The sequence below is a fragment of the Actinomadura sp. 3N407 genome (genome assembly GCF_052245875.1).
Classification (GTDB): Bacteria; Actinomycetota; Actinomycetes; order Streptosporangiales; family Streptosporangiaceae; genus Spirillospora.
The window spans coordinates 188857-214522 of sequence record NZ_JBQQBP010000012.1; the positions used below are offsets into that span (position 1 = coordinate 188857).

A 25666-nucleotide genomic window follows, 5' to 3' on the forward strand; every position below is an offset into this window, starting at 1 on the left:
CACAGTATTGACGCCCGCGGCTGCGGCCACTTCCGGATCCGTCCCCGAGGCCATCGACCCACCGAACACACGCCGGCCCCAAACCCCCTATGACCTGCTGGTTCACAACTCCTCTCACGAGGAGCACAGGCCTGCGACGGGTCGTCGGCGGCCTTGCGGGCCACGTCCACGTGGGAGCCGCTTGCCAGGCTGTACCTGCCGACCGGGGGTTCGTGCGGAGATCCGATGCCGCATCTCTCCACCCGCGCCGGCGGCTGCGGCAACCAGTCCCGAACATCCGGTCGACGGACTCGCCGCCAGGCGGCACACGCTGGAATACGGTCGCCCTGCACCTGTCCGGCAGGCGGATGAATGAACACAGCCGATGCCGTAAACTCGGGGGCAGGACCACCGATCCCACACGCGGCACGCAGCTATGCCGCGGACAGGTCACCGGTTCGGAGCTGCAGGTCTTGTGAGGAACCTGACCTGTGGTGCCGATGGGCCGGGGGACCGATGACCGGCGGAGTCCAGGTACCCCCTTGGGGATCCTGGCGCGGTTTCGCACCCGCTTGACGCCGGCTCCGTGTGCGGGGGCGACGGACCGGGCGAGGCCAGACCGAACCTTCGCCGCTCACGCCCTAGCGACGTGGGCGGATAAGGTCTGAGCCGATGACACTCGGTACCAGCCAGGTGGTCCGTACTCTTTCTTGGGGTGCGGACCCTCCGCGCCGTCAGCGACGCGGTCCTTGACGGCCGCGGTTGGTCGCGGCCTTGCGACCCTTCTTACGCTGCCGGCGCACTTCGGCCAGGATCGCCTGGAACTTCGGCTGCTCGAGCTCGGCCAGAACGAGCAGGGCAGTGTAGATGTCGCTTCGCCGGCCGGTGAGCATCTCGGCGCGCCGTGTCAGCTGCTGTATCTGCCGGATCTCCGCTTGGATCAAGCCGAGGAGCTCGGCGAGCCGGTATCTGGTCTTGGAACTGCGGGCTGTTTCGATCTTCTGGGCGGTGGCGTGCTTGAGCCTGTCCAGAGTGATCGAAAGGCGCCCGATCAGTGCCGCGTCGTGCAGCGCCTCACGGAAGGAGTCGGTGGGGTGCCACAGGTAGTGCTGGACTTCCTGCTGGAACTTCTGCTCGGGGAGCGCAGCCAGGTACTCGACGAGCGCACTGTCGCCAGCGGGAGCGTCCATGGGGACGCGGGTGGGCGGCGCCTGGGCGACCTTCGCGGCGAGTTCGGCGATGGTCTCGGGATCGGGCATGTCCGGGCGGCGGCTGGTCACCTTCGAGATTTCCCCTCGCTTGGGAGATGTTTCCTGGGCTGCTCCGCGACCCTAGCGGATCTGGTGACCCAGGATTGTGCCCTGCCCCCGCGGGAGCGGGGGGAAGGCGCCTGGTGACTCCCGAACCGGCCACGGGGGCCCTGATACGTCTGGGACTCACCTTTCTGGGCCCAGGGTAAGCCGGGGGAGCGTCAGTGAGGAGGCCCACTTGCCACCAATGTTTGACCGGTGTACGGTTTTTGGGATGGGTAAGCGGCCCATCCGAACTCCGAAGGAGCAGCCGAATGATCCAAGGCACGGTCAGGCTCGTCGGCCGTCTGCGGCGCCGCCGCGCCGGAACTCCAATCCAGGCCACCGTCGCTGGCGTTGTCGCTGGCAGGTACCCCGAAGGCGCCATCGTCACGGTCACCGGGACGGCGAACGGGTTCGCCCACCACACCACCAAGCAGGGCAACACGTGGGCGACCTTCACCCTGATCAGCCCCGCCACCGCCGCAGACGCAACCCTGTTCCCCCTCGCCTACAAGAAGTTCGGTGACGGGATGGGGCCTACGCTGAACGACTACCGGCCACAGGACCTGACCGTCACTGGGCGGGTCATGAAACGAGGGTGGCGGCCATCCCTGCTCGTCCTCGACGTGCAGCGGCTGACCGACGAGCGATGCGAGTCGCTGGAGAAGATGCGCCGCCAGAGCGTCCGCGCTGATGCGGTCCTGAGCGACCTGCGGAAGCAGGGGGCGTTCGATGAGCAGTGAGGAGAAGCTGACGGCAGGCGATGAGGACCCCTACACGCTGAAGACCGGGCCGGGCCCCTTCCCGCTGCTGTCCATTCACGCCCCGTTCCTCCCGTACCGTTCTGCCGAGTCTCCAACGCAAGGTGCTGCCGACACCCGGGCGCACTGGGTCGTACGGGTGCTGCCTTCGCCCTTCCGCATCGCAGTCATCGGTCTCGCGGGCGTGTGCCTCGCCGAGGACTCGTTTCTACCGCTCGGGGCCACGATGTTCTACGCCGCCTACGCGGCGTTCTTCCGCCGGGTCCGGAAGGCCGCCAAGTAATCTCAGAGCGGACGCCCTACGTCGAATTCGATGCCCGAGGCGACGAGCACACCATCTCCGCCTGACTACTGCGACGCGCTGAGCCCCCGCCGGTGGCGGGGGCTCAGCCATTTTCCCTCCGATGGCCAGGGCCGGCCCTCGACTCCGCGCGACACCACCCGAATCCGTCAATACACTATTGACATGCCCCGGCGTGCGCGAACTTCCACCACCCACCGGCAGGCCACCGACGCCATCGAAGCGATCATCGACCGCCGTACCCGCCTGCGGGGGCGCGACCACAGTGAAGTGGCCAAACTCTCCGACCATCCCGTCGAGATCGCCGAGTTCGTCGCCAGCCACACCAAGGCCCCCAGCGAGATCATCCGCGCCGACATCATCGACGCGTTGACCGCACTCTCCTACGCCCGCCGCGCCGTCCCCGCCCTGCCGTCCACCCTTGAGCGGGTGGAACACCAGCTCCTAGAAGCCGCCGCCCGCCACGGGGTGCCGTACTCGGCGCTCGCACAGCCGCTCGGGCTGGCGTCTCGGCAGGCCGTCGCGCAGCGTCTGGGACGGCACCGCGCCGAGCAGCGAGGCCTGCCCCGCACCGACAAGGCCGCACGCCGAACCGCCGCGATCGACCGGTGGACCTCGACCCGCGGCGCCGACATCCGCGGCCTGGTCGACCGGCTGCTGGAGCTGCGGCCGCCGGTCGAGGATCCCGACGACCTGGACGCCCTACGGGAGACCCTCGAGGCGGCTTGCGATGTTGCGGCCCCGCAGCATTGGCAGGAAATGGCGCGGTTGGTGTGGAGGACCAAGTACCTTCTCGCCGACTTGGAAGACGGCGCGGTCCCTGCCGACCTGATCCACCAGTTCCGGCGGGCCGCCGCCGAGCACGAGCAGATGCTGGAGATCGTGCCGCTGCCGGATTAGGCGCCCGCCGGCTGCGCTTCCACGGCACTGATCCGGGTGTTCTTCAGACGGCCGCCGACCGCGGCGGCAATCTGCCGCGCAGCCGGCTCGAACCGGAACAGAGCGCGGTACCCGGCCGCCACGGCCTCCTGCGGGCAGGTGGCCTGTGCCTGATACGCGATAGTGATGGTCACCACCGCCGATGCAGGCTCGGCGTGGCCGTCCGCCGTGGGGGGTCCCTCGATCGCGAGGTCGGTGATGGCGCCGTCGAGGACCTCGGCGGCGTACGCAGCGGCACGACGTACGTCAGCGCCAGCGGAGGCGGGGTTCAGCACCACGACCTGCATGGTCAGCAGGCAAGAGTGTGCAGTGACCTGCTCGTCGATTGCGCTCACCACGTTGTGTCCCAGAGTCGCGGCGGATGCGAGGTGGTGCCTCGCGGGGGTCTTGGACGAAACGGTAAGCCCGCCGTGGTGGGCTGGGCAAGCGGGCTACCCGGTCAGGCGCTCATCCCGAGGTTGGCCAAGTGCTGCCGGTAGCGTGCCCGGCGCACGGCGTTGAACGCTTCAGGGTCCAGCGCAGTGATGGTCGGCACCTCGGCTACAGCGGCGCCCGTGCGGCCGCCGGTAAGCAGCGGGTGCAGTTGGTAGCGGCCATACCCAGGGGTGATCAGCCCGGCTGCGGCCAGGTCTTTGAACGCCTTGTTGACGTTCGGACTGGCGATACCGAGGGCTTCGCTGACCTCTTTCTGGGAGATGTTCGCGACACCGGTGTCGGGGTCCTGGTGGGCCAGCAACTGAAGCAGGACCCTGTACCCGTTCCCGGTGAGGTCGACGAGCGCAAGCACCGACAGGACGGTGCGGTCGATCGGGATCGGGCTGCTACTGGGCAGCTGAGGCGCTTCGGCGGCCATGTTCACTCCCCTCCCGAGATCACGATCGGTGTGTCGCTCACACGAACTGTACCCCGCCTGCCGTGGGTTACGAGGTCTGTGGCCCCGTTCATGACGCGGTCCGCCGGGCCCGCTCGCGGCTGATGGCGCTCTTGAGTGTCGCGGGGTTCACCGTCGCGCCGCGGGCCGCGATCCATTCTTGGATGCGGTGCGTCGGGGCATCGGACCCGCAATCGGCATCGGCGAACGCGGCCCGTACCAGCCCGGTGACGGTTGTGGGCAGCGGAGCCCCCGCCCCATCCGCAGAGCCGGGACGGCGTCGGTGGGGCACATAGGTGATCGCCGCCCCCCGCTCGGTGGGAGAGTCCTCGGTGACCAGTGCCAGCTGTGCGCCGTGCGGTGTCTGCGTAGCGGCCGCGCGTCGTTCGGCTCGCCACTGCGCCGGGTGCGTGGAACACGGGATGATGAACTCGCGGGCGCCAGCCTCCAACCAAGCCTGCTGCGCGGCGGCCTGGGCGGCGGACGTTCCACAGTGCGTCAGCCACGGGTTCAGCTGCCGGGTACCGCGGCGCACGTCACGGACCCAGCCGATCCCGGTGAAGTAGGCCAGCGGTTCCGACAGGTGTGGGCGGGCGACCTGGCACGCCTCAGCGAGGTCTGCGTGGGTGACCCTCAGAGCCCACGAGGTCGTGTACTGCTGCAGGCTGATCAGCCCGAGCCAGGTCCGGAACCACACGCGGGGCATATCCATACGAGACAGGGCGCGCAGCGACGCGCGGGAGTCCTGGACGAAGCCGGTGACGTCTGCGTCGCCGGCGAATTCGTAGCCGGCGGCCCGATGCAGATGGACCTGCAGCCCGTCCGACGTTGGCCGCAGCACCAGGTTCGTCCCGGCCTCCAGTGCCGGGATGTTCTGCAGCAGCACCCTGTCCTCCTTCCTGTCGCCGAGAACGTTAGCGCAGCCGCTAGCGGTTTGGTACGTGCATGGGTACGGATGCAACAAAGCGCCGCTGGTCACGGGGATGCCCGGCGTGGCAGTACATAGTTGCAACGCGTCGCCGCAGGTCACTCGGCGTGGCTGCCAGTTGCGCTCTTAGCAGTACAGACGTGCGTACGCGCGCGGTTACCGACTCTCCCTGGGGCTCGTCAATGTCTTGTTCCGGCGTGTCGCCGCCCCACCTGCACCCCGCCTGGTGATCAACTTTGGTGACCTCGTAGCCGACAGGGCCCGACCACGGCACAGCAGCCCACCACCTGCCGGCACTGTTGTCGCAAGGCTGCAGGGGCCTGCCCGACCCCGCGCACGTCCGCAACCAACTTTCCTTTTCGTTGATGGTCGTCGAGCCCCGTGCCGTTCCAGGCCAGGGTGCAACTTGGCACCGGCCACCAGCGCGGCGCAGCCGCGTCACTGCGACGTTCACGGGGAAGCCTTCGTGTGTGGGCGTACCCACCCCAGGTCGGTGCGGAGCTTCTCCACAGCGCGATGCCCAACAGGGTCGGTGGCCGAGGATCGCAGCGCGTTGTGTTCAGCGGCCAGGTTGCCTGGACGAGGAGGTGGGACGACCGCAGGGACGGCTGCTGGTGTTGCAGTTTCCCCATCGGGAGTTCCGCTGTCCGAACGGCCCGATGGTGGCGCTGCAACATCCCTGGGGCTGGGCTTGTGGCGCTCCTGCTCACAAGATCTACAGGATTCGCCGGTGTCGAGTTGCACACCGTCCTCACAGCGGACGTCGATGCAGGGGAACCCGCGCCGCAGCACTCGTCGCGCAGCTCCGACACCATCGTGGATCGGAAGGCCGTCGAACACAGCCCAGTTCCGTTCGACGCGGGCGAGGAGCTCCTCCGGGGTGCGGTGCTGCAGTTGCGTGCCGATCTCGTCCAGGACCTTCCTTGATGCGGCCGTCCGGATCTTCGAGGTCAGCTGGCGGGGCAAGGCCCGGTAAACCTCGGTGAGCGTGCGAGGTGGCACTGTCACGATCGGATGATCTTCAGTCTTCGTTCCGGCGTAAGCCGAGTTTTCCACAGCTCTAACCACCTGAGGTTGATCACCTTCGGTGGAAGAAGGACCTTCCTCTTCCTCTCTCTTAACTTTGCTCTCTCTTATGGGTGCAGTCAGTTGCACGGTCCCCGTGCAGTCAGTTGCACCCCCGTCCGTGCAGTCAGTTGCACGGTCCCCCCGTGCAATAGATTGCACGGGCCCCCGTGCAGTCAGTTGCACGGTCGGTTGACCTGCGGTTTCTTCGTCGATGTCTGGTTCGGCTTCCTGGTCGACAGCAGCTGCGGAACCGCCTGTGGAAAACCTCTGGTCATCCGCGGCAGTGCTCTCGGGCCGGGACTTGCGGCGGCGTCCGGTTGCCGTCCCCGGCCGTTCGGTCTGCCGCTCGTCCGGCGGGAGGGGGGTGAACAGCAGGGTGTACAGATTGCTGGTCTGGCGGCCTTTGTCGTCGTACTGCGGCGAGATCTTCAGATATCCCGCACGCATCAGCCGGTCGAGGCACGCGTCAATCGTGCGCAGACTGCTCTTGCCCATCTCCGCCATGAGGATCTTTCGGCCTGGGAAGGTTCCTTGCCCGTTGCGGCCGTGCCACAGCATCAGGCCGTACAGCCGCACATCGGCGTCGGACACCTCGGCTGGGTTGAGCAGGAGGGTGTCCGGGATCATCCGGAACCCGTCTGGCCCCAGAACGCGAATCTGCCCGCTGTCGGTGCTCATGTCCGCACCTCGATGCCCGGCGAGGTGCGCGGCCCGGTTCCGTCCGGCTGCTTAACCAGTGTCCAGTCGGCGGCCCTGACAAAGGCTGGGGGCACGGTGCTGGAGGGGGCGGGTGGGCATGCCTGGCGCGCGCGAGTTCGCGTGTCGCCGGTTGCGCCCGGGCGGGGCTCGGGTACGCTCGTACCCGAACCATACGAGTCGATCATGTTTATCGCTTTCGGGTGATCGGTTCGGATGGGCCGCGATCGTTGAAGGGGTTCCCAGCCCCGAGATCGCGGTGACGGCGGCAGTTCGCCTGTAGCCGGAGGTGCCACCCTCCGGAGGCGTGCGAGCCGCCGTCGTCCTTTTTGGAGTTGTGTGCGGGCCCGCTGTGACGCGGGCCCGCGAGTGACGGTACCGCGTGGCTGAAGCGGCTGTGGCGCGGCGCGCCGACCGTGACGCATCCGGATACGGGGCCGTGTGGGCGGGAGACCCGTCGGTACTGCCGCAGGGCCAGGGCGCACATCCCCGCCGGCGTTCCGGTGCCGGGCGGCTTGCGCGCGCGTGTCGCCCTCTTGTTGGCGCTGATCTTCACGCGGCAATGGCGGCGCGCGGCTCTGATTGCGGGCGCGCGCGGCACACACATCCGCGTGGCGCGCATCCAGGCGATGGGGCGCGATGAGGGACGCGCAGCCACGGCTACCTCCTCCGCGTGCCTGGCGGCGACGCGCACGCGGCGAATGCGTGCGCGTCGGTCATGTGCGCGCCTGGGTAGTACAGCCGCGCGGAGGAGCTGCGCAGCGGCGAGCAGCGCTTTCGGGTGGGGGACCAGAGCAGGTGGCCAGCTGGGACAGAGGTTAGTGCGGCACGTCGGTGCTGGTCGCGCGGTGAATGCACACGCGGGCTCGGTAGGGCGGGCACGCGTGCGCGCCGCCGGGAACACGCCGGCGTCGCGGCAGACCCACACGCGTGTGGGCTGTGACGCTCGCGCGCGTGGCAACCCGGTCCGCGGGAGGCGCGCGCTTGGATGTGCACGCAGCTGACGGCGCGTGCTCGGGGCTGGATGTGGGTGGCGCGCGCGGACTGACCAACGCGTGGCCTTCGCCCGCCGGGGAGGGCGCGGGTTGTCACGTGTGATCGAAATCGGTCGGAGGCGCGCGCGTCGACGCGACGCGCATGTGGTGGCGATGGGCACGCGTGCCCTCTCCTTCGAAGGCGCCGCGGGCCGGTGGTGCGGCGAGGGCGGCGGGTCAGTGAGCGTGATCTTGGCGGCCTCAACGCGGATGGTGGGGCGGCCACCACGTACTGCGGGCCACGCCTCGCAGGCCCGTAGTCCGGTCATCCCTGGCCGCGGGGATTGCCTTTGGTGTGCCACGGGTGGCGTTAGTCGCCGCTGGTGGGCCGGTGCCGGTGGCCGGGCTCCCCGAACGCCACCGCGCCTCCGACCGGCGGCAACGCAGGCCGGGGCGATGGGCGGGCAGGGTCTATGGCCATGTCCACTGGTGCCGACGGCGAGGGTGAACCCGCTGGTAGGGCAGGGGTTGGGGGGTCCACGGACCGCTCGCTGGCCGGGCGGATGCGGGGTGAGGGCGTTATAGACCGCAGCGCCCACCCCAAGCCGACCAGGCCCAGCGCGAGCGCGGACTGGCGGCCGGTGGCCGAGGGGAGGGTGAACGTGCAAACGCCCAGCATGATCCCGGAGCCCGCGAACGGCCCCCACGTGAACCAGGTAACCGCTCGCGAGGGGCGGGAGGCCTGGTGGGAACGGTCGTCTGGCTGCTGCATTGGGCTTCTCCTCAACCCGGAAAAACTACTCAGTGTGATGAAATCAGGGGTCCAGGGCGGTCCACGGGGGTCCTTGTGACGGTCCGTGACGGTCCACAGTGGGTCCATGAGTGGTCCACGGGGGTCATCACCAGCGGTCCATGGACGGTCCATGAACCCTCGGTGGACCGCCACGGGGCCCCGCCTCGCGCGCCCGCGCGCGTGGGAGCGCGGGCGAGTCCACAGGAATGATCACCGGCGGAGGATGCGGCTACCGCCGGTGATCGTTGTGGGGGCGTCACGAAACGGCGGCCGGCGGCGCCGACGCCTGCGCCGTGACGTCGTCGAACGCCGCACGGATCCGCTCGTAGGCCACCTGCGGGTCGGTGAAGTCGACGGGCCGGAAGGTCCCCTTCGGTGCGCCCGGCACCTGCTCGATGACCTGCGCCTCCCGGCATGCCTTGAGCCGCGCCATCACCCAGCTCTTGCTCATCAGCCTCGGGTTCGGCTTCTCTCTGGGGTAGTACAGGGTGCGCGGCTGCACACCCTGCTCCCCGGCGTTGGCCAAGAGTCGAGCGACGTTCCCGATGGCGGTGTCGGCGGCCTGCGCAGCCGTGGGCAACTCAAGGCGGCCTTCGGCCTGCAGCTGGGCGACCTGAGCGAAGAACTCCGGCGGCAGTTGCTTGTCGGTGATGGCCAGGACCTCGTCCTGCGCGGCCGCGGCGCGTTGCGCGGGACTCAACCCAGGCTGATCTTGGTCGGTGTCGTTGGTGGTGAGGTTGACGGATCCGGTGCTGGGCAACATGGCTGCTTCCTCGGTGTCGGGCCCAGCGACGGCCGGGCGTGGGCTGTGGGTGGTGGCGACCACGGCGGCGCCGTCACCCGGCTGTGTGGCCGTGGGCTGGGCTGACTGCGCGGCTTGGGCGGCTTTGCGCTGGGCGGGGGAGGCGTCTTGCCAGAACTCGCGCGGCAGCCGCGCCCACCGGTCCCGCCACGCGTCCCCGCCGGCGTGCTCGATGGTGGAGTCGCCGGGGCACATCGCCTCGGCGCGTTCGGTGATGATCCGGCCGATGAGGGCGGGGTCGTCGTCGGGTTCCATCCAGGGGGTGCGCAGCCGGTCGCTGTCGGCGTTGCCGTCGTTGAGGATCATGGTGCCCTTGCGGGTGAACGTCGACGTCGCGGCGGCGGCGGCGTTTTTCAGCACGTAGGAGGAGTGGTCGTTCTTGTCGGTCTTGAACGCGACCCCGACCATGCAGGCTGCGCGGAGCTTCTCGGTGCCCCAGGTCTCCAGGGATCCGTCCTGACCGAACCCGATCATGGTGAAACCGAGGCCGGCGCCCTGCTGCGCGTAGGTCTCCAGCGCGTCCCGCAGCCGCGGGTCGGGCGCGGAGGATCCGACACCGGCGGCCATCTCGTCGATGATCAGCAGGTAGGCGGGGCAGTCGCGGGAGATGACGACCTGGCGGGGGCCGCCGGCGGTCCGGGAACGCTCCTCCCGCATGGCGTTGAGCGCGGCGACGAGCTCGACGGCCTCCTCGTAGCTTGCCGCGAACCCGCCGAGCAGGGGGATCCAGATCCGGGCACCGCGGCCCTGCTTGAGATCGATCACGATGGGGATCACGTCGTCGCAGTACGCACACGCGGCCAAGACCGCGTCGATGAAGTTGCTCTTTCCCCACCGGGTCATGCCGACGCCCTTGACGTTGGTGTAGGGCAACGACAGGAACTTGTCCTCGCCGGTCTCGGACCGCCCCACCCAGAACGGGTCGTTGAACGAGCGAGGGGCGTGCGCGGGGTTCCATTTCACGACGCTGTCGATCGCGACGATCTTGCGGATGCCCAGCCACGCCTGCGACGCGTCTTTGGTGGCGGTGATCTTGATCGAGCTGCTCGGCAGCCGCCATGCCGATTCGATCAGCGGGACTGCGGCACGCAGGTCGTCGACGGTCTGCTCTCCGGCGACCAGCTGGATCAGCAGCCGCGGGAAGTTCTCATCGCCTTCGGCGTCGATGACGGCGCTGCCGGCCAGGCTGATGCGGCGACCGGAGCGGATCTCCTCCCACCGCAGCGCCCACATGTCCCGTAGCGGGTCCGGCTTGGGGGGGCGCGGCAGCTTGTGCATCCACCACAGCAGCGCAGCCGGGCCCCAGCCCGCAGCCAGCAGCAGAGCCATCGGGCCGGTAACGCCGGTGTGGGTGGCGACCGTGACCCATCCGGACGCGGTCAGCGTCCCCCACCGGGCGTACATGATCTCGGTGCCCTCCCATTTGCGGGGTGCCGCCCACCACATGCTGGCGCTGGCGAGCCCGGCGGTGATCGCCGCGATAGCCAGACCGCTGGCGGCGCTGTGCAGTGCCAGGGCGGTGACTGGGAGCGCGCCGCCGGCCAGCACTGGGGCGAGCCAGATCCGGTGCGCGATCGCCCACCAGAACCCGCGGGTCGGTAGGCCGGGGCCACGCTTGTCCTCGGACTGATCGTCGAAGCTGAATCGGCTGCCGAACGGGTCGACGTTGTGGTGGCCGGTGAAGCCGTCGGCCGCGGTCTTGCGGCTCCTTCTTCCTCTCCCAGGCATCGTGGCCTCCTTCCGGTTGTCGGGACGGGTGGGTCAGGCGTCGACGAGGTGGGCGTTGGGGGCCATGTAGCCCGAGTCGATGAGCCGCTCGATGGTCATCGTCAGCAGCATCGTGAACTGGGCGTCGGCGTCGGTCAGCAGCGTGGTGATGTTCATCTGGCACTTGATCGCGATGGTCCAGCGCTCCACCAGCCGCATGTCGTACCCCTTGTCGATCAGGTAGTTGCGGGTGCGGTTGTAGAGGAGGGCCTGCCCCTCGCTGGCATCCCTGAGTGCCTTGACCATGCACAGCACCACCCGCACGTCCGCGAACGGGTGCCGGTCCAGGCCCCCGACGAGTTGGAAGAACCGCGGCACGATCCCGGCCGCGCGCTTGTCCTTCTGCAGCTGACTGTGATTCGGGACGCGGATGCCTTCGTCCAGGAGCTTCTCCATCGTCCCCGTCATGATCGTGTCGAGGCCGATCGCCGAAGTCCGGATATTGTCGGCGATCACCAGCTGGTTCTCGGCGCAGCGGCCGATCGGGTCGGTGACGATCGGGTCGATGTTCATCGGCCCCGCCATTCGGCCCTGGAGCTGCTGGTAGAACGCGGCGGTGACCGCGGTGCCGCGGCCGATGGAGTTCACGAAAGCGCGGACGTCGTACAGGCTGGGCATGTCCTTGCCGAGAGATTCACCGGCCTCCCACAGGGAGGTGAACGGCGCGTTGGTCATGTCGGGGTCCTCCTGGTGTGGCGTCGACCCGGCTGCGGGCGCGCCGGGGTCAGCGGTGGGATCGGATGGTCCGGAGTCGGCGGCCGGTGCGCCGGTGGCGGGCTTGGCTTCGGCCGGGTCGGTTGAGCCGCCGGGGGGATTGTTGTCCGTCTTCGGCAGCCCGGCTTCCGCGCCGTCGGCGGTTCCGCTGTGGTCGCCCGTCTCTCGGGTTCCGGGGTGCTCCCCGGACTGCCCGCCGGGCTGGTCTTTGGTCTGCTTGGAGGATTGCCCGGGGCGGAGTACCCACCTGCTGGGGCGGACCAGGTCACCGATCCCGGTCAGGGCCTCTCGCAGCATCTCCTTCGTTGAGACCTTCACCGGCCGGTACCCGGACGCCGCGTTGTTGCCGCGCCGCTTGGCCTTCTTGTGCGCCTCCGCGGCGGCGGCCTGACGCTGCTTGTCGCCGCCCGGCTCGGCGTGGTCGGGGTTGGCCGCGCGCCACACTGACGCCACCAGGGTGCGGAGCATGGCGCCGACTTCGCGTGCCGGATGCTGCCCGCTGCGGCCACCGCTGGACCGGCCTGTCTTGCCGCGGCCGCCACGACCACGGCCTGCGCGGCCTCGGTCGCCGCCTTTGGGGCCGGAGGTCAGCATCCAGCCGGCAGCAGCGAGTATGACGAGGCCCAGGCCGAGCTGTCCGCCCGCCTGCGTGCCCTTGACGTTGATCGTCGCGATGATTGCGATGGCCGCGACCACCGAGGCGGCCTTCTCCCAGCCCTTCATCGTCCACCTCCCGCTGCTGCGGCGACGACGCCGGCGGGGACGGTGACACCTCTGCGGTCCAGGATCTGGGAGGCCTTGCGGGCGGTGATCACCATCACCACCGTCAGTGGGATGAGCGCAGCGAGCACGACAAGGGTCAACGAGATCAGCAGCACCGCCAGCAGGGCCCACCGCAGTGGAAGCGCGGCGGCCCTGTTGACGATGTCGGCGAGCATCGCGAGCTCCTGCGCGCCGGTGTCGGTGCCGTTCGTCATGACCTGTGACCGATCAGGAGAACAGCAGCTTGACGCCGTTGAACAGCGTCTCGAAGGCTCCGCCCAGGTCCGACCATCCAGCGCCGGCCAGGAAGAAGCCCATGATGCCCGCGGTGATGAACGTCGGCCACTGCTTGCCCTTCAGCATGAAGGTGCACACGGCGATGATGAAGAAGATCAGCGCCTGAGTTTCCTGTGGCATCGGGAGATGTCCCCTCTTCGGTGGGTGGGGCCCGCTTAGCCCCTCGGCCTGCGCCATCCCGCAGGATGACACGATCACACGACCATCACAGTAGAGGCATTTCATGCTGTTGTCTAGACGGCGTGCTAGCATACATTTATGCTCGGGCTATATTCATATGATCCATGCCCTGTGAATGCGGGGTGTACCTGATGTCCTCTGAGACGGGAGAGCGCGATGGTCGGCAAGCAAGCGTCGAAGCAGCAGCAGATCTTCGACGCGATGCGCGACCGCATCCGCGGGGGCGAGCTGCAGCCCGGCGACGAGTTGCCGCAGCAGAGGGACATCGCCGAACAGTTCGAGTGCAGCAGCATGCCGGTCTCCATCGCCTATCGGCGGTTGGTGGAAGCCGGGCATGTGATCAGAGATGGGCACCGGTTCCGGGTCGCCGCGGTCCGGGACACGCCCTTCCTTCAGGACGCCACCGTCACCGGCGCCAACCTGGAGTTGGAGGACATCCGCGCCACCACCGGCAGCGAGACGGTGTCCCGGCTGGACGTGCTGCTCCCCAGCGCCGACGTCATCCCTGAGCGCATCATCCAGCTCCTGGACCTCGGGGACCCGGCCCGCGCCGTACTGCGCCGCGAGGTTTACCTGGCGACCGGGCCGGTCAGCCAGATCGCCGAGCTGTGGGTGGCGCGGACGCTGGCCGTCAAAGCCGGCACGCTCCTGGAACCTGAGGTGCTGCCGGGCGGTGCGCTGCAGGAACTCGCGGACATCGGCCATACCGTCACCCGCCTCACCGACGAGATCACCTCTCGCCTTGCCACCCCGGGCGAGACCGAACTGCTGCAGCTGCCCGCACCTCAGACGCCCGTGCTGGAGACGAACCGGATCGGCTTCAGCGACCATGACCCGGTGCTGGTCCACCGCACCGTCTCGGTGGGGATTACCCGCACCTACCGCATGCCCTGACCTCCGGCTGACGTCGACCCTGATTGGAGAACAGTCCGATGGACCTCACCGCGACCGACCCGAGCACATGGGCGGCCGGGGCCATCGCCACGATCACCGTGGTGGCCGGCTTCGCCGCCCTGCTCGGCCGTGCGCGCCGCGGCCGGGAACCCACGGCACCCGCGGCACCCGCCACGGTGGCCACGGAACACACCACCGTCCGCCCCGCCCCCGTCCACCGGGCTGCCGCCGCCCCCATGCACGTCAACGGCCACCACTTCACCCCGCCCACGCCAGGCGCCGCCCGCCCGGCACCGCCAGCGGAAGGCGAGCGGAAACCCGATCAGCCGCTCACCCTTGAGGAGATGACCCCGGCCGCGCAGAAGCTGGTCAAGGCCATGGCCACCAGCATGGGCGTCTGCGTGGTCGCCCTCATCGCGCTCGGCCTGCTCGGCTCTTTCACCACGCAGGTGAAAGTCGTCGAACCCTGGTTCGACGAGTGGGCATGGATCGTCCCGGTCGTCGCCGACGTCGGTGCGATCGTGCTGATCCAGGGCGACTTCCTGCTCACCCTGTACGGGCTGCGGATCCGCTGGCTTCGCGCCGTCACCAGCCTGTGGCTGCTCGGCACCCTGGCGCTGAACCTGTCGGCCGCCAAGGGCGGCGACCTCGACGAGTACGTCGGGCACGCCCTACTGCCCCTCGTGGTGATCGTCTTCACCGAACTGGCGCGGGCGCTGTTGGCGCGGTGGGCGAAACTCCAGGCCCCCGACACCCGCGGCGGATACGAGCCGCTACCCAAAATCCGGTGGGTACTGCAGCCGATGCAGACCTGGCTGCTGTGGCGCCGCCGCAAACTCCTCGGCCTGCAGTCCCTGCAGGAGGTCACCGACGCCGAGGCTCGCTACGCCCTGGCCAGGGGCCACCTGCGGCACACCTACGGCTGGACTCGCCTCAAGTTGTTCTGGCGGATCCGCGCCCCCCGGGAGATGATGTGGGCGCTCAACCGGGACCTGCTCATGGGCCGGGGCGCCGACGAGGTCGCCGCAATCGTGTCCAACACCCTCTTCGGAAAGATCAAGAGGGAGATGGAGCAGACCAGCGGCATGCAGATCGCCCCTGGAGGGGCCGACTCTGCGGTCGACGGCGGCGCGGTCGCCACCGTGGCCGGCAGCGCAGACACGAACAAGAGGGCGGCGCCTCAGCCGCCCACGCGACCCAAGCCCGGCGGCACCCGGTCAGTGCCCGCACAGAAGCGCAGAACCCCGACCCCGGCCCGTCCTCCAGCCCAGTCCGCCCCCGCGTCGGCAGCCCCCGCGTCCGAGCCCGTGACCAGCGACACCGCCGGCGGCGACGCGAACGTGGCACCGGCCACCGACAGTGAGTGGGCGTCGTGGAACGAGATCGCGCGCCGCGGATACGAAAAGTACGAGAAGCACCTCCTCGAAACCGGGGAAGAGATCGACTGCAAGACCCTGGCCGACGACCTTGGTAAGGACGCCGGGTACCTGCGGACCGTGCGGCAGAAGAAGTGGAGGCCGCGGTACGCACGGATGCACGGCGCCGACAGCTACGAGGCGCCCGCCATGTCGCCCGCAGCAGGCACGGCCCCGCAGAGTGCGGACCCCTCGGCCCCGGGGGCCGACTCGCAACTGGAGGAAGGTGAACCGATCCCGACGGAACCGGTCACCACACCGGCGCCGACCGCCGTGAACCTCACGCGGCCGGACACCCACCCGACCGCCGACGCGCCCGTCCCGGCCGCGGCCGAGCCACTCGAGCCCGCGACCACAGCCAGTGAACCCGTCCCCGCGGGGACCAGCTAACCCCCGCCCCCCACCCAACAAAACACCGGCCACCCTCACCCCGGGTGGTAAACCGGTGAACAGTCCGGGCAAGCGACCCGGCCCACCGAAGAAGGAAGAAAGCCGTGAAACCCACGATCCTCGACCGCGGCGGCGACGGTGCCGCCCAGGAAGACACCCACCGCAAGGTCCACCAGATGTTCATGGCCGGGTTCACCGCGCTCGCCGGGCTCGCCCTGGCGCACTACCCCGGCCTGCCCAACGCGGCGTCCGCACTGGGGCTGGCGATCGCGGTGGTGTGTGCCGCAGACGCCGCCCTGACGGCGCGGCAGCTGGTGCAAACCGGCTCTCACACGCACGGAGCCGACCGGTGAACCATCCGCATCCCCGGCCCCCGCCGTCCTGCGAAGTTTGCGCTGATAACTCGCTCACCCGCAGCCGCCGCATGATCCTAGCGGTATTCGCCGGGCTCGCCGCCCTGGTGATCGCACCACAGCCAGGACTACCGTCCGCGGTCGCCGTCATCGCGTGGGGCGTCCCGGTCGCATCCGCCGCGGCCGTGGCGGTGCTGGCTCGGCAAAGCAGGCACAGGTGCCGGGCCGGCTGTCCGCACCACGCCAGCCCGCAGCCCTAAGCCCCCGCGCGGGCAAGAACCTAAGGCGCCTCCGCCCCCTAACTCCGAGGGCGGGGGCGCCCAGGTTTGCCGAGGTGGCCGAGACGCGAGGCGCGCCCGGAACACCGCACCCATCGACATAGACGGGAGCGACATCGACGAGGCCCCCCCGTGTGCTGATCGCCGCGGTTTTCTGACGATTCCGGCGACTGGCGACTCCGGCAGATCTGGCGCTAGCGGTCGCGGCCACACCATCGCTGGGCCAAAACGGAGGCGCCGAGCACGCCGCCTTGGAGTTCATGACTCAGGCGCTGCGGATCGCACCTCGCTGGTGGCGCATCACTGCCACCGCCACCCCCAGTTGGCGCTGACCACGGCATTGGCGAGGGCGCGATGGCTGTGATCCCGGGACGGAACGAGGACGGCTGCGAGTGTCGTGATGTAGGTATGACAGAGACAACCCAGCGACCCGGGCAGCCGATGGCCGACGACCGCGAGTTCAGCGCCGCCGAGATCGAGGCATTCCAGCGCGAGCAGTTCTTCATCGACCCTGCTGAGGTATGTGCCGACACCTACCCGCGGGTCTGGAACCTGTCCGCGGGCATGCTCTACCGGCGGGTGGTCCGCGCACTGGCGCCAGACCGGGCCGAGTACGTCACGGTGCCGCTGCCCAGGTTCGGACCGCACCCGGTCGAGTTGTCGGTGGCCATCACGCGATGGAATCTGCTGTGGGAGGCCGCGCAGTTCCGGCGCCGGTTCTTCGCCGAGGACCAGCTCCCGCCCCAGCTGCGCCAGGTCGCCGACCGCGGGGATGTGAACGTGATGTTCGTACCGAGGACGGACACGCGGTATCACGAGTACGCCCCGCTGTTCCACCTGCTGCCGCGCGCCGTCCTCCGTAGGCACGGACTGCCGCTGCTGCGTTGTGGGCAATGGCCGTTCCTCAACGCGGACGGGCCTGTCGATCATTTCCTCGGCGTGGAGTTCGAGAGCCGCCTCGCGCGCGCCTGGGCGGACGTGGTGTGGCGGTACCTGAGCCCGGGGTCGCCCGTGGGTGCCTTCTCTGCCGATGACCCGATCCGGCTGCTGGCGCACAACCTGGACTTCTGGCTACCACCGGTCACCGCCGTGATGCAGGAGATCCTCCGCGGCTTCCCGATGGTCGACGACACGATCGATCAGGAGCCCACGCCGCTGGAGGACGGTCGCTTCCTGGACGGCGCGATATCCGGCAGCCCCCGCGTGGGTTCAGATCTGTGGCGAGGCGAGGCCGAGGCCGCGGAGGTGGTGGAGTGGACGGTCCAGGAGGCCGACGCCGACGGTCGGCTGCGCGGCATCCTGGATGCCGTGCGCTCCAACCGGGTCGAGGAGGACTTCTCCAACCGGTGGTCATACGCCCGCGAAGACTTCGAACGCAAGCTGTACCGCAAACGCTCCAAGATCAAAGTACGGTTTGTTGAGCTCACCGACACCATCCCGGTGCAAGGACCGGACGCCGAGGTGGACGGCGAGTTGGTGTGCGCCGACTTCCTGTCCCTGCTCGATGTGCGGCAGCGGCAGATCGTGGTGCTGCTCAACAGCGGGTACACCAGGCTCGGCGACGTCGCCGACATGCTCGGCTACGCCAACCACAGCCCGGTCTCCAAACGACTCGCGCGGGTCCGCCGGCGGGCCGAGTCCTACTTCGACCGGTCGTGAGCCTTAAGCCGAGACCGGCCGACCCGCCGTGGACCGCAATGCCGCTGGTCGGGCCGCGCCCGGCGGTACCCTCGCACGGATCCCGCTGCACTACCGCCAGCGCCGCCACCGGCCACCGTCAACCACGAAACCGCCCGATGACCACACCCGAGCACACACCTGCACCCTCACCGTCCACGGTCCGGATGTTCTACGTCGATGACTCGGGCGCCCACGACACCGGCTACGTCGTCTACGGCTGGGTCGAGTTGCCGATCGAGGCATGGCGCACCGGGTTGCGGGCCTGGCTGGACATGCGCAAGCAGTTGTACGCCGACTACCGGATCCCGCCGGCCGCCGAGTTGCACGCCACCAAGTTCGTCGGAGGCCGCCGGTCGCCCTCCACCGACCCCGCGGTGAACGCCTCCAAAAGGGACCGCCGCCACGCGATGCAGACGGCACTGGCCAGCATCGGCGCCACACCCGAACTCGGTATCGGCGTCGCCTACCGCATCACCACCGCCACCGGCCGCGACTACGCACGCGAACGTGACGACCTCTACCGCGCGCTGGTGGACCGGCTCGACACCCGCCTCGGCGACGCCGGTGAACTCGGCATGATCTTTATGGACGGAGACGGCAGCGCCAGCGGCTACTACGCCGCGCACCGCGGTATGAAACTCGCCCATCGCAACGTGATCGAAGATCCGCTCTTTCAGCACTCGCACCGGTCGCAGCTGGTACAGATGGCCGACCTGATCGCCTGGACGTCCTACCAGGCGCTGCTGCGCCATCCGGGCAAGCGATTCGCCTGGGACTGGTACGACACCCACCTGCGGGCCTGCGACGTCAATGGCGGCCCCATACAGGCATGACCCGACAAGGCTCCCGACAAAAAGCTAGACCCGCTGGTCCACGAGTGTGGGGCGGGTCCGCACTCCACAAGGTAACACACCCGCACGCGGCGGCACCCGAACGCACCGGCCCCGCCGCGAGCGAACCGGACACTTCACCTTTCGCGGAGCGTTCCTTTACCTACGGGGCCCGTATCCGGGGCGCACCTGGTCATGGCCTCGTAGGCGGCCGTGGTGTGCGGTGCTGAGCTCGGCTTAAACTGCTCATGTCCGGCCCGTGATCAGCGACAGTCGGGCGGCGGCCTCCTCCGGCCCGTGGTGTGTTTCCTTCGCCCAACCTTTCCCCAGCGGCCGCATGGTCCTGCAGGCCCGCTGACAATTGTGGGTTCCGGGGCTGGGGCCATCGGGCGCAGTTGGGTGCCTTCCCCGCTCCCGCCTGGGACCGCCGACGCCACCGATGGGGCCGCTGCTGCGGGTTGAGCGCGCTCGTGGTCCGTTCTCGCTCCGGCGTTGCCCCGGGTGGTCAGGCGGTCAGGTGGGCGGTTCAGCCAGTGGACGTCGGTATTCGGTGCCGATCCACGGGCATGGGGGGTCGGTCGGCGGGGCGTCGCATTCGTGGCGTGGGCACGGTTCCGGACTCTGGTCGCAGGCGCAGACGGCCGTCACTTTCCAGCCGAGCTCTCGGCAGTCGGGGCATCTGAGCCAGTGCTTGATGTATGCCTCGTCCGGAGCGCGGCGGAGGGAGCCCGGGAGCGCCCCGCGGTCGAGGGCCTGCATCAGGCCATTGCAGTAGTTGCAGATGCCGACACCGATCCTTCCCCGCACCCATCCATGCCGGTGGCAGTGGTCGTGCACGAGCGGGTGCGGACTCTTCCCACAGATCAGGCAGTCTCCGTTGGGGCGGCCCCAACCATGTTTCTTGCGGTATTGCACGAACCCTTCGTCCACGCCTCGTGCACTACCCGTCCGGGGAGCTGGGCATCTGGGACGCAGTGAGATCCGCGACCGGTATGGGGTGCTCAAGGGCTGAGCTGCCTGTGTCCGCTTTGCCGTGCGAGTTCCCCCTGTGACGTGTCCGAGGAGGGCGCGTGCCGGTGCGGCATCACTGGGTGGGGCCCGGCACTAGCCTCCGGCCGGGCTGCCTTGCTCCCGGGCGACTTGCTGGAGAGCCATGCGAGCTTTGGCCGGGTTGTCGACCGTGTTCCAGAACGGGTCGGCATGCAGAGCAAGGACAATGTCCTGCGCACGCTTCCATACCTGTTCCCAGGCATCCCTTGCTGTGGGGGTGTCGAGCGGTTCCCGAGCAAGGTGGCTGATGCGAGCGTCGGCCTCGTTGAACGATCGCCGCAACTCGACAAGGTGATCCGGGAACTCGTACGCCACACAGGGGACAATACGCTCACCCGTCTCCGTCGGCTGCGGCACGTCCCCGTGCAGGCATGGCCTCGGTCGGCGACGACACCCTCTCCAGCAACGAGGGCATCACCATCGTCCTGGCTGTTCTGGGCCTCCTGGGCGTCTACTCCGCCCGCAACACCGACTGATCACACGTCGGCCGGCTGGGGAAGGCTGGCCGTATGCGGGACGCCCCGCTTTCTCGACCGCTTCGGCGGCCGGGGGAGCGGGGTTCTTTGTCGTGTCACAGCCAGAGCGTCTCGTCCTGCAGTGCACCGTCGGCGTTGATGAGCTTCCACCGGTCCTGAGCAGCGATGAGCAGGCCCTGCCAGGCGTCCTCCATACCGGGGTGCAGGAGATCGACCTCCATGATGGCGTCGGTGCCGGGTGTGGCGGCGCGGATCCGCATGTTCAGGTCGTGGACCTGCCCCCGGAGCCGCTCCAGTTCGGCCAGATGCGTGTCGTGCTTGCCCAGCCGCTCGATCTTCGCGGAGGACGACAGGTCACCCATCACCGTGTTGACCAGGTAGAGGTAGTCCCAGGTGGTGGCCATCGACAGGTCCTTCCATGGGGGTTGTTCGGCGGTCAGGTCGGGCAGGTCAAGCCTCTTCTGGGATGTTGGAGTAGCCGACCAGCCACACGTCCCGGTCCCGCTTGGGGCGGCGCGGCTTGATCGGACGCACGGAGGGCCGGGTGCCGTGGACGATGTCGGCCTCCGGTCGCGCCAGATACGACAGGATCCCCAGGTAGCCGTCGACATTGTCCGCAAGGCGGGCGGCGGCGGCGTCCGGCACTGCGCCGTGCACATCGGTGCCCGTCCGGTCTCGCGAGGCCAGCGCGGTGTCACGGTAATCCGCCAGGGCCTCGACTACCGACCCCCGGTCCAGGTAGATCGGGACCGGCATCGGGGTGTCGCCGACGTCGAGGAGAAGCCGCAGCTCCGGCCGTCCGGTGTTGACATCGTGCTCCAGGTGCGCCCACAGTCCGCTGCCCGGCCATTCGGGGTGGGCGGCGGCAATGTAGACGCACCACTCGGGCAGGCCGGCCAGGTCCTGCACGGTGAGGGCGTCGGGGACCTGGGTGAGCAGCCGGCTGGTGAGGCCGGGCTCGATCAGCCACACCGACCGGGAGAACTGCCAGGCGTACAGGGCGCTCATCACCGCGATCGTGTTGGGCTGCAGCGCGGCCGGCCGGGAGGTGGCGACGGCGGTGGCGGCACCCATGGGCAGCAGGCACCAGTCGGGCCACTGCATCGGCCGTTCGGCGCGCATCTTGTCGAGCAGCCGCCACGCGTCCGGATAGTCACGCAGTAACTGCTTCTCGCGGGCTGCGGCGTGCCGGAACGCCTCGTCCGCGGCGCGCTTGAGCTGGGGCGCGATCACGGTCGCTGCTGCAGGTCGGTGCGGGCGCCGCGACCGGGGCGGGCGGCGTGCGCGGCGCGGACCGCGGCCGCCGCGTACACGGCACGGACACCGCCGCCGGGCGCGGACTCGTGCCGGTAGGGCCGGACCCCGAGCCGCTTGAGGGTGGTGCGCACGCCGCTGACGGCGATGCCCAGGTGCTCGGCGACGTCCTCGGCGAACCAGTCCTCGGCGGGCTGCTGGGCGCCGGCGACCGGGGTGTGCGGGTCCGGGCCGATCACGTGCCAGCCTTCGGGGATCTTGCTGGCCTGACGCTCCAGGTACCAGTAGGCGTCCTCGGGCGCGTCGGCGTAGAACCGGTCCCACGCGGACCACTCCTGGCGGACGTGCCGGGCGTCGCGGTCGGGGTCGGCATACGCGGCACGCTCGGCCTCGGGCCGCTGCGCCCACGACTCCCCGTACGGGCGGTCGCACTCGATCCAGATGGGGCCGACCTTGCCGCCGAGGGACGCGACGACGGCCTGGGCGAGCGCGCGTGCGCGAGGGGAGAGCCGGTCGAGGTCGACGGTGTCGCGCGGGGCTGTGACCCGCTGGCCGTCCAGGGTCCGGCCGAGCCGCAGGCCGATCGTCACGGTGCTCAACTGAGACTCCTTGCTGGTGAGAATGAGGCCGGTGCGCGCGCGGGTCAGTACCGCTCGTAGCTGAGGAGCTGAAGCTCCTCATCGTCCAGGTCCTCGCAGGCCAGCCAGTCGCGGTCCCGGCGGGCCTCCGCCTCCGAGCCGTACGCCCACACCTGCGTGACCTCCAAGTCCTCCTCGGTGTGGCCCGCGAGCTCGGCCAGGTACAGGCCACGGTCGTTGTCCCAGCAGTCCTCCAGGATGACGACCGGAGTCCCGCCCGGGGCGGTGCCGAGGGCGAACCGCTGGGCCACCCCGTCTCCGCGGACCATGCATCCGTAGTCGAGGCGGTCGATGCGTGTGATGGTCGCGGGGTCGATGTCCACGGCGCGGCGCTTGAGACGGGGCACGGCGGTTCTCCTTGAGGGCGATGGGCTTGGGGTAGTCGGCGCGGGGTTAGACGAGCTGGGCGTGGAGTTGCTCGGCGAGGTCGAGGACGACGTCGACCGGCAGGTCCGGGGTGCCGACGTAGGTGGTGGACACCCGGCCGTCCATCCGGGTGTGGACCGTGACGCCGGCGGCGAACTTCCGGGGCTCCTCGCGCAGGGCGATGACGGCGCCGGACAGGACGGTGAGGGCGTGGCCGCGGTCGCCGTCGTCGGCGATGGCATCGATGCGGTCGGCCAGGAGCGGGGCCAGGCCGGAGATGGAGACGACACGGCCGTCCGGGCGGGCGCGGTCCCGGACCTTGGGGGTGACGGTGCGCTCGTAGCCGTCGGCCTCGGTCCAGGTGAAGGTGCCGGTGAGGTCGATCATCGTGGCCTTCCTGACGCGGCGGACGCCGAGGCTGATCCGGTAGGTGAGGGAGGATGCCTGGATGACCCAGCGGCCGGCGACCTTGCGGGCGGCGACGGCGCCAATGCGGCACCAGTTCTGCACGGTGGCGACGGTGACTCCGGCCTGCTGTGCGGCGGTGCTGGTGTTCATCTGGTCCCTCTCCGCTTGCTGGCAACCCAACCATGTCACGCACGTGACATGGTTGGGAGGGTCATAACAGAAGAGGTCTAGATCCCCGATCTATCCACAGAACCCGGCTCGGCCCCGCGCCCGTCCGCGCCCCCGCCACTGTCCTCCGCGCCCCCGCCACTGTCCCCGGCATGGACACCCTCGCGCCCACGCCCTGCTCGCCCGCCCACTAGCCGGAAGACCCGAACGCTTGAGGTGCGAGGCGCGGACCGCGGGCGCCGCGTCTTGCCCGGGGTCAGGTGCGCTCGACCGTGACGGTGTACCCGCCGTCGAACGCCTTCCAGTCGCCCGACAGTCGCCACCCGTCCGCCTCCAGCAGTGCGCGGGCTTCGCGTATGGCGTCCTCGTCGTCGCCGGTCTCGGCGTCCACGGTGGTGGTCGCGCGGAACCGCTCGTCGCCGGTGGCCGCCCATGCGTCCGGGTCGTCGGCCTCCCCGCGCAGTTCGTCGCGCAGGACGGAGACGTCGGCGAACGGCGGCTCGTACAGGGAGCCGGTGTCCATGGCCAGCCAGGCGGTGAAGTGCTCGGACATGGCGGGCTCCTTGATGGGGACGATGCGGGCGATGGGCTTGTTGTAGTGCTCGATGACGACCTCGTTACCGGCGCGGACGTGGTCGAGGACGTCCCGCCAGTTGTCGCGGACCTCGCGGGACTTCATGCGCTTTGCCATTGCAAGCCCCTCACCGCGTGGTGCGCAGGTGCGCCAACTCGGACGGGATGAGACCGCAACGCATCTCCGCGTCCCTGTCGCGGCGGGCATCCTCAGTGGAGGCATATGCGCGGATCTCCACGACCTGCATGTCGTCCTCGGTTAGCTGTCCACGTACCCCGCGCGCTGCCCCGAGCCCGTCGGCCTCGTCGTAGATGTCTTCGTACACGACCACCGGCGTGCCGTCGGGGGCGGTGCCCAGCGTCGCGCGCTTGGCGGTGGCCTTCTCGAAGGGGTTCCAGTACTCGATGGTGTCGATTCGATGGATGGACGCGGGGTCGATGGTCAGTGCCGGGGGGTGGGTGGCGTGCTCGGCCGGGGCCTGTGTGCCGTCCAGTTCGTGGCGTCGCTGGTGGGCAAGCGCCTCGAAGTGTGCGCCGTCGCGGGCGCAGGCGTTGACGCTCTCGCGGTCGCCGGGCAGATCGCTGGTGGATCGGCGGGCGGCGAGGCGGAAGATGTCGGCGGCCTTGCGGTACTCGGGACGGCCGCCCCCGCGGATCGTCTTGCGTGTGCGGTCGAGCTCGGCGGCGATGGTTGAGCACGCCTCGGCGCGCTCTGCCCAGTAGTCGATGTTGGCCTCGTCCATCATGATTTTGATTCTGGTACAAGTGGTACCACTTTTCAAGTGTGTCATACGGGGACCGTTCTAGATCGCCGGGTTAGCCACAGAAGGCCGCTCGGCCCCGTGCTCGTCCGTGCCCCCGCCTACTTAGACTCGCTTCCGCGTGCACCAACGCGCCGACGCCCCGCAAGCCCTTCACGGAACTGCGGGGCGTCTTTCGGTTCGCACCGGCACCGATTCCTGATCATCAGCCGGAACATCAGGTTCACTAAAGCCCACAGCCCAGCCTACCAACCTACGCTATACCGGTGTACACTTTGCGTGTGAGGTAAGCGACCCCACCCCAAGTGAGGGAGTCCGGTCATGGGCAAGCCCAGCACCAAGACACGCGAGGTCCGCAAGGTCCGCGCCCTGGTGGTCGACGCGTCCGGCCGTTCCTACGGCATCACCGGGAACAGCCCGCACATCCTGCAACTGCCCGGAGGCAAGCTCAAGCCCGGGGAGTCCTGGCTGGCCGGCCTGGACCGCGAGATGGCCGAGGAGCTCGGCGTTGTCGTGAAGGTGACCGGCAAGCCCGCCAAGATACGTGTGCGGCGCTGCGGTGTCATCGAGGTCACCCGCTGCTACCCCGTCACCATCACACGCAGGATCGGCAAGCCGCGACCGACTGGCCGGGAGATGGCGCGCGGACTCAGGCCCGCGCGGCACCCCAGCCCGAAGGCACTCGCCGCGGCGCTGCGGAAGAAGGTCCACAAGCACCGCCGCTCGGCCGCCCGCCGCGACCTGGCCCTCTTGGTCGCGCTCGGCGCGGCGTAGATCCAGCGACTGGACTATGCCCGCAAGCCGCCGGTCAGACCCAGAAATGTCAGTATACCGGAGTACACTTTAGGTAGGTTCGCAACAGAAAGGTGATCTTGTGAGTCCAGCAGTAGCGGACGGGCGGCCGGTCCGTCCCACCGCCGTCACAGTGCCGTCCCGGACTCGTGACGGCGTCGAACACACCGTCACTCTCCCCGCGTGCAGCTGCGAAGGGTTCCGGTACCGCGGCCG

The 25666-nt window shown here is 69.2% G+C and carries 27 protein-coding genes; 9 read left to right on the plus strand and 18 right to left on the minus strand.

Going from position 1 to position 25666, the window contains the following annotated elements; genetic code table 11:
* Positions 1 to 713: 713 nt before the first annotated feature.
* Positions 714 to 1259, minus strand: a complete 546-nt coding sequence (locus ACTWPP_RS28460) for a hypothetical protein (RefSeq protein ID WP_443107461.1) — start codon at positions 1257 to 1259, stop codon at positions 714 to 716.
* A 284-nt stretch (positions 1260 to 1543) separates the two neighbouring features.
* Here ACTWPP_RS28460 and ACTWPP_RS28465 point away from each other — a divergent pair, with 284 nt between their 5' ends.
* The 3 genes from ACTWPP_RS28465 (at position 1544) to ACTWPP_RS28475 (ending at position 3233) form a co-directional block, all read left to right on the plus strand.
* On the plus strand, positions 1544 to 2014 hold the full coding sequence (locus ACTWPP_RS28465) for a hypothetical protein (protein ID WP_443107462.1): 471 nt from the start codon (positions 1544 to 1546) through the stop codon (positions 2012 to 2014).
* The gene (locus ACTWPP_RS28470; protein ID WP_443107463.1) at positions 2004 to 2315 is read left to right on the plus strand and encodes a hypothetical protein; all 312 of its coding nucleotides are present in this window, start codon (positions 2004 to 2006) and stop codon (positions 2313 to 2315) included. Before ACTWPP_RS28465 ends, ACTWPP_RS28470 begins: the two co-directional genes overlap by 11 nt.
* A 183-nt stretch (positions 2316 to 2498) precedes the next feature.
* On the plus strand, positions 2499 to 3233 hold the full coding sequence (locus ACTWPP_RS28475; protein ID WP_443107464.1) for a hypothetical protein: 735 nt from the start codon (positions 2499 to 2501) through the stop codon (positions 3231 to 3233).
* Here ACTWPP_RS28475 and ACTWPP_RS28480 read toward each other — a convergent pair.
* The 8 genes from ACTWPP_RS28480 to ACTWPP_RS28515 all read right to left on the minus strand — a co-directional run bounded on the left by ACTWPP_RS28480 (position 3230) and on the right by ACTWPP_RS28515 (position 13064).
* Positions 3230 to 3607 carry a hypothetical protein gene (locus tag ACTWPP_RS28480; protein ID WP_443107465.1) on the minus strand — a complete coding sequence of 126 codons (378 nt, stop codon included), beginning with the start codon at positions 3605 to 3607 and terminating at the stop codon, positions 3230 to 3232. The two genes, ACTWPP_RS28475 and ACTWPP_RS28480, sit on opposite strands and share 4 nt — an antisense overlap.
* A gap of 104 nt (positions 3608 to 3711) precedes the next feature.
* Positions 3712 to 4125, minus strand: coding sequence for a helix-turn-helix domain-containing protein (locus ACTWPP_RS28485; RefSeq protein ID WP_443107466.1), 414 nt, complete (start codon positions 4123 to 4125; stop codon positions 3712 to 3714).
* An 88-nt stretch (positions 4126 to 4213) separates the two neighbouring features.
* The gene (locus ACTWPP_RS28490) at positions 4214 to 5029 is read right to left on the minus strand and encodes a hypothetical protein (RefSeq protein WP_443107467.1); all 816 of its coding nucleotides are present in this window, start codon (positions 5027 to 5029) and stop codon (positions 4214 to 4216) included.
* A gap of 492 nt (positions 5030 to 5521) precedes the next feature.
* Positions 5522 to 6817: a hypothetical protein gene (locus tag ACTWPP_RS28495; protein ID WP_443107468.1), complete on the minus strand. Its 1296-nt coding sequence runs from the start codon at positions 6815 to 6817 to the stop codon at positions 5522 to 5524.
* A gap of 2041 nt (positions 6818 to 8858) precedes the next feature.
* Positions 8859 to 11132 carry a hypothetical protein gene (locus tag ACTWPP_RS28500; protein ID WP_443107469.1) on the minus strand — a complete coding sequence of 758 codons (2274 nt, stop codon included), beginning with the start codon at positions 11130 to 11132 and terminating at the stop codon, positions 8859 to 8861.
* A gap of 33 nt (positions 11133 to 11165) precedes the next feature.
* The gene (locus ACTWPP_RS28505; protein WP_443107470.1) at positions 11166 to 12608 is read right to left on the minus strand and encodes a hypothetical protein; all 1443 of its coding nucleotides are present in this window, start codon (positions 12606 to 12608) and stop codon (positions 11166 to 11168) included.
* Positions 12605 to 12862, minus strand: coding sequence for a hypothetical protein (locus tag ACTWPP_RS28510; protein WP_443107471.1), 258 nt, complete (start codon positions 12860 to 12862; stop codon positions 12605 to 12607). The genes ACTWPP_RS28505 and ACTWPP_RS28510 overlap by 4 nt, the downstream gene beginning before the upstream one ends.
* A gap of 13 nt (positions 12863 to 12875) precedes the next feature.
* Complete coding sequence (locus ACTWPP_RS28515) at positions 12876 to 13064, minus strand: hypothetical protein (RefSeq protein WP_443107472.1); 189 nt, start codon at positions 13062 to 13064, stop codon at positions 12876 to 12878.
* Between the two features lie 216 nt (positions 13065 to 13280).
* Here ACTWPP_RS28515 and ACTWPP_RS28520 point away from each other — a divergent pair, with 216 nt between their 5' ends.
* The 5 genes from ACTWPP_RS28520 (at position 13281) to ACTWPP_RS28540 (ending at position 18967) form a co-directional block, all read left to right on the plus strand.
* A complete protein-coding gene (locus ACTWPP_RS28520; protein WP_443107473.1) occupies positions 13281 to 14018 on the plus strand; it encodes a GntR family transcriptional regulator in 738 nt (245 codons plus the stop codon).
* Between the two features lie 38 nt (positions 14019 to 14056).
* Positions 14057 to 15823 carry a DUF2637 domain-containing protein gene (locus tag ACTWPP_RS28525; RefSeq protein ID WP_443107474.1) on the plus strand — a complete coding sequence of 589 codons (1767 nt, stop codon included), beginning with the start codon at positions 14057 to 14059 and terminating at the stop codon, positions 15821 to 15823.
* Positions 15824 to 15927: 104 nt separating this feature from the next.
* Positions 15928 to 16176: a hypothetical protein gene (locus tag ACTWPP_RS28530; protein WP_443107475.1), complete on the plus strand. Its 249-nt coding sequence runs from the start codon at positions 15928 to 15930 to the stop codon at positions 16174 to 16176.
* 686 nt (positions 16177 to 16862) lie between these two features.
* Positions 16863 to 18113 carry a sigma-70 family RNA polymerase sigma factor gene (locus ACTWPP_RS28535; RefSeq protein ID WP_443107477.1) on the plus strand — a complete coding sequence of 417 codons (1251 nt, stop codon included), beginning with the start codon at positions 16863 to 16865 and terminating at the stop codon, positions 18111 to 18113.
* A 137-nt stretch (positions 18114 to 18250) separates the two neighbouring features.
* Complete coding sequence (locus tag ACTWPP_RS28540) at positions 18251 to 18967, plus strand: DUF3800 domain-containing protein (RefSeq protein WP_443107478.1); 717 nt, start codon at positions 18251 to 18253, stop codon at positions 18965 to 18967.
* Between the two features lie 510 nt (positions 18968 to 19477).
* Here ACTWPP_RS28540 and ACTWPP_RS28545 read toward each other — a convergent pair.
* The 9 genes from ACTWPP_RS28545 to ACTWPP_RS28585 all read right to left on the minus strand — a co-directional run bounded on the left by ACTWPP_RS28545 (position 19478) and on the right by ACTWPP_RS28585 (position 24643).
* Positions 19478 to 19894, minus strand: coding sequence for an endonuclease domain-containing protein (locus tag ACTWPP_RS28545; protein ID WP_443107479.1), 417 nt, complete (start codon positions 19892 to 19894; stop codon positions 19478 to 19480).
* 174 nt (positions 19895 to 20068) lie between these two features.
* A complete protein-coding gene (locus tag ACTWPP_RS28550; protein WP_443107480.1) occupies positions 20069 to 20329 on the minus strand; it encodes a hypothetical protein in 261 nt (86 codons plus the stop codon).
* Positions 20330 to 20585: 256 nt separating this feature from the next.
* Entirely contained in the window at positions 20586 to 20894 is a 309-nt protein-coding gene (locus ACTWPP_RS28555) for a hypothetical protein (protein WP_443107481.1), read from the minus strand.
* 46 nt (positions 20895 to 20940) lie between these two features.
* Positions 20941 to 21723, minus strand: coding sequence for a hypothetical protein (locus ACTWPP_RS28560; protein WP_443107482.1), 783 nt, complete (start codon positions 21721 to 21723; stop codon positions 20941 to 20943).
* Positions 21720 to 22343 carry a hypothetical protein gene (locus tag ACTWPP_RS28565; RefSeq protein WP_443107483.1) on the minus strand — a complete coding sequence of 208 codons (624 nt, stop codon included), beginning with the start codon at positions 22341 to 22343 and terminating at the stop codon, positions 21720 to 21722. Before ACTWPP_RS28565 ends, ACTWPP_RS28560 begins: the two co-directional genes overlap by 4 nt.
* Before the next feature lie 44 nt (positions 22344 to 22387).
* The gene (locus ACTWPP_RS28570) at positions 22388 to 22729 is read right to left on the minus strand and encodes a hypothetical protein (protein ID WP_443107484.1); all 342 of its coding nucleotides are present in this window, start codon (positions 22727 to 22729) and stop codon (positions 22388 to 22390) included.
* A 46-nt stretch (positions 22730 to 22775) separates the two neighbouring features.
* The gene (locus ACTWPP_RS28575) at positions 22776 to 23306 is read right to left on the minus strand and encodes a helix-turn-helix domain-containing protein (RefSeq protein ID WP_443107485.1); all 531 of its coding nucleotides are present in this window, start codon (positions 23304 to 23306) and stop codon (positions 22776 to 22778) included.
* A 274-nt stretch (positions 23307 to 23580) separates the two neighbouring features.
* The gene (locus tag ACTWPP_RS28580) at positions 23581 to 24015 is read right to left on the minus strand and encodes a type II toxin-antitoxin system Phd/YefM family antitoxin (protein ID WP_443107486.1); all 435 of its coding nucleotides are present in this window, start codon (positions 24013 to 24015) and stop codon (positions 23581 to 23583) included.
* Between the two features lie 10 nt (positions 24016 to 24025).
* Positions 24026 to 24643: a hypothetical protein gene (locus ACTWPP_RS28585; protein ID WP_443107487.1), complete on the minus strand. Its 618-nt coding sequence runs from the start codon at positions 24641 to 24643 to the stop codon at positions 24026 to 24028.
* Positions 24644 to 24979: 336 nt separating this feature from the next.
* Between ACTWPP_RS28585 and ACTWPP_RS28590 the strand changes: the two genes are divergently transcribed.
* The gene (locus tag ACTWPP_RS28590; protein ID WP_443107489.1) at positions 24980 to 25432 is read left to right on the plus strand and encodes an NUDIX domain-containing protein; all 453 of its coding nucleotides are present in this window, start codon (positions 24980 to 24982) and stop codon (positions 25430 to 25432) included.
* Positions 25433 to 25666 lie beyond the last annotated feature (234 nt).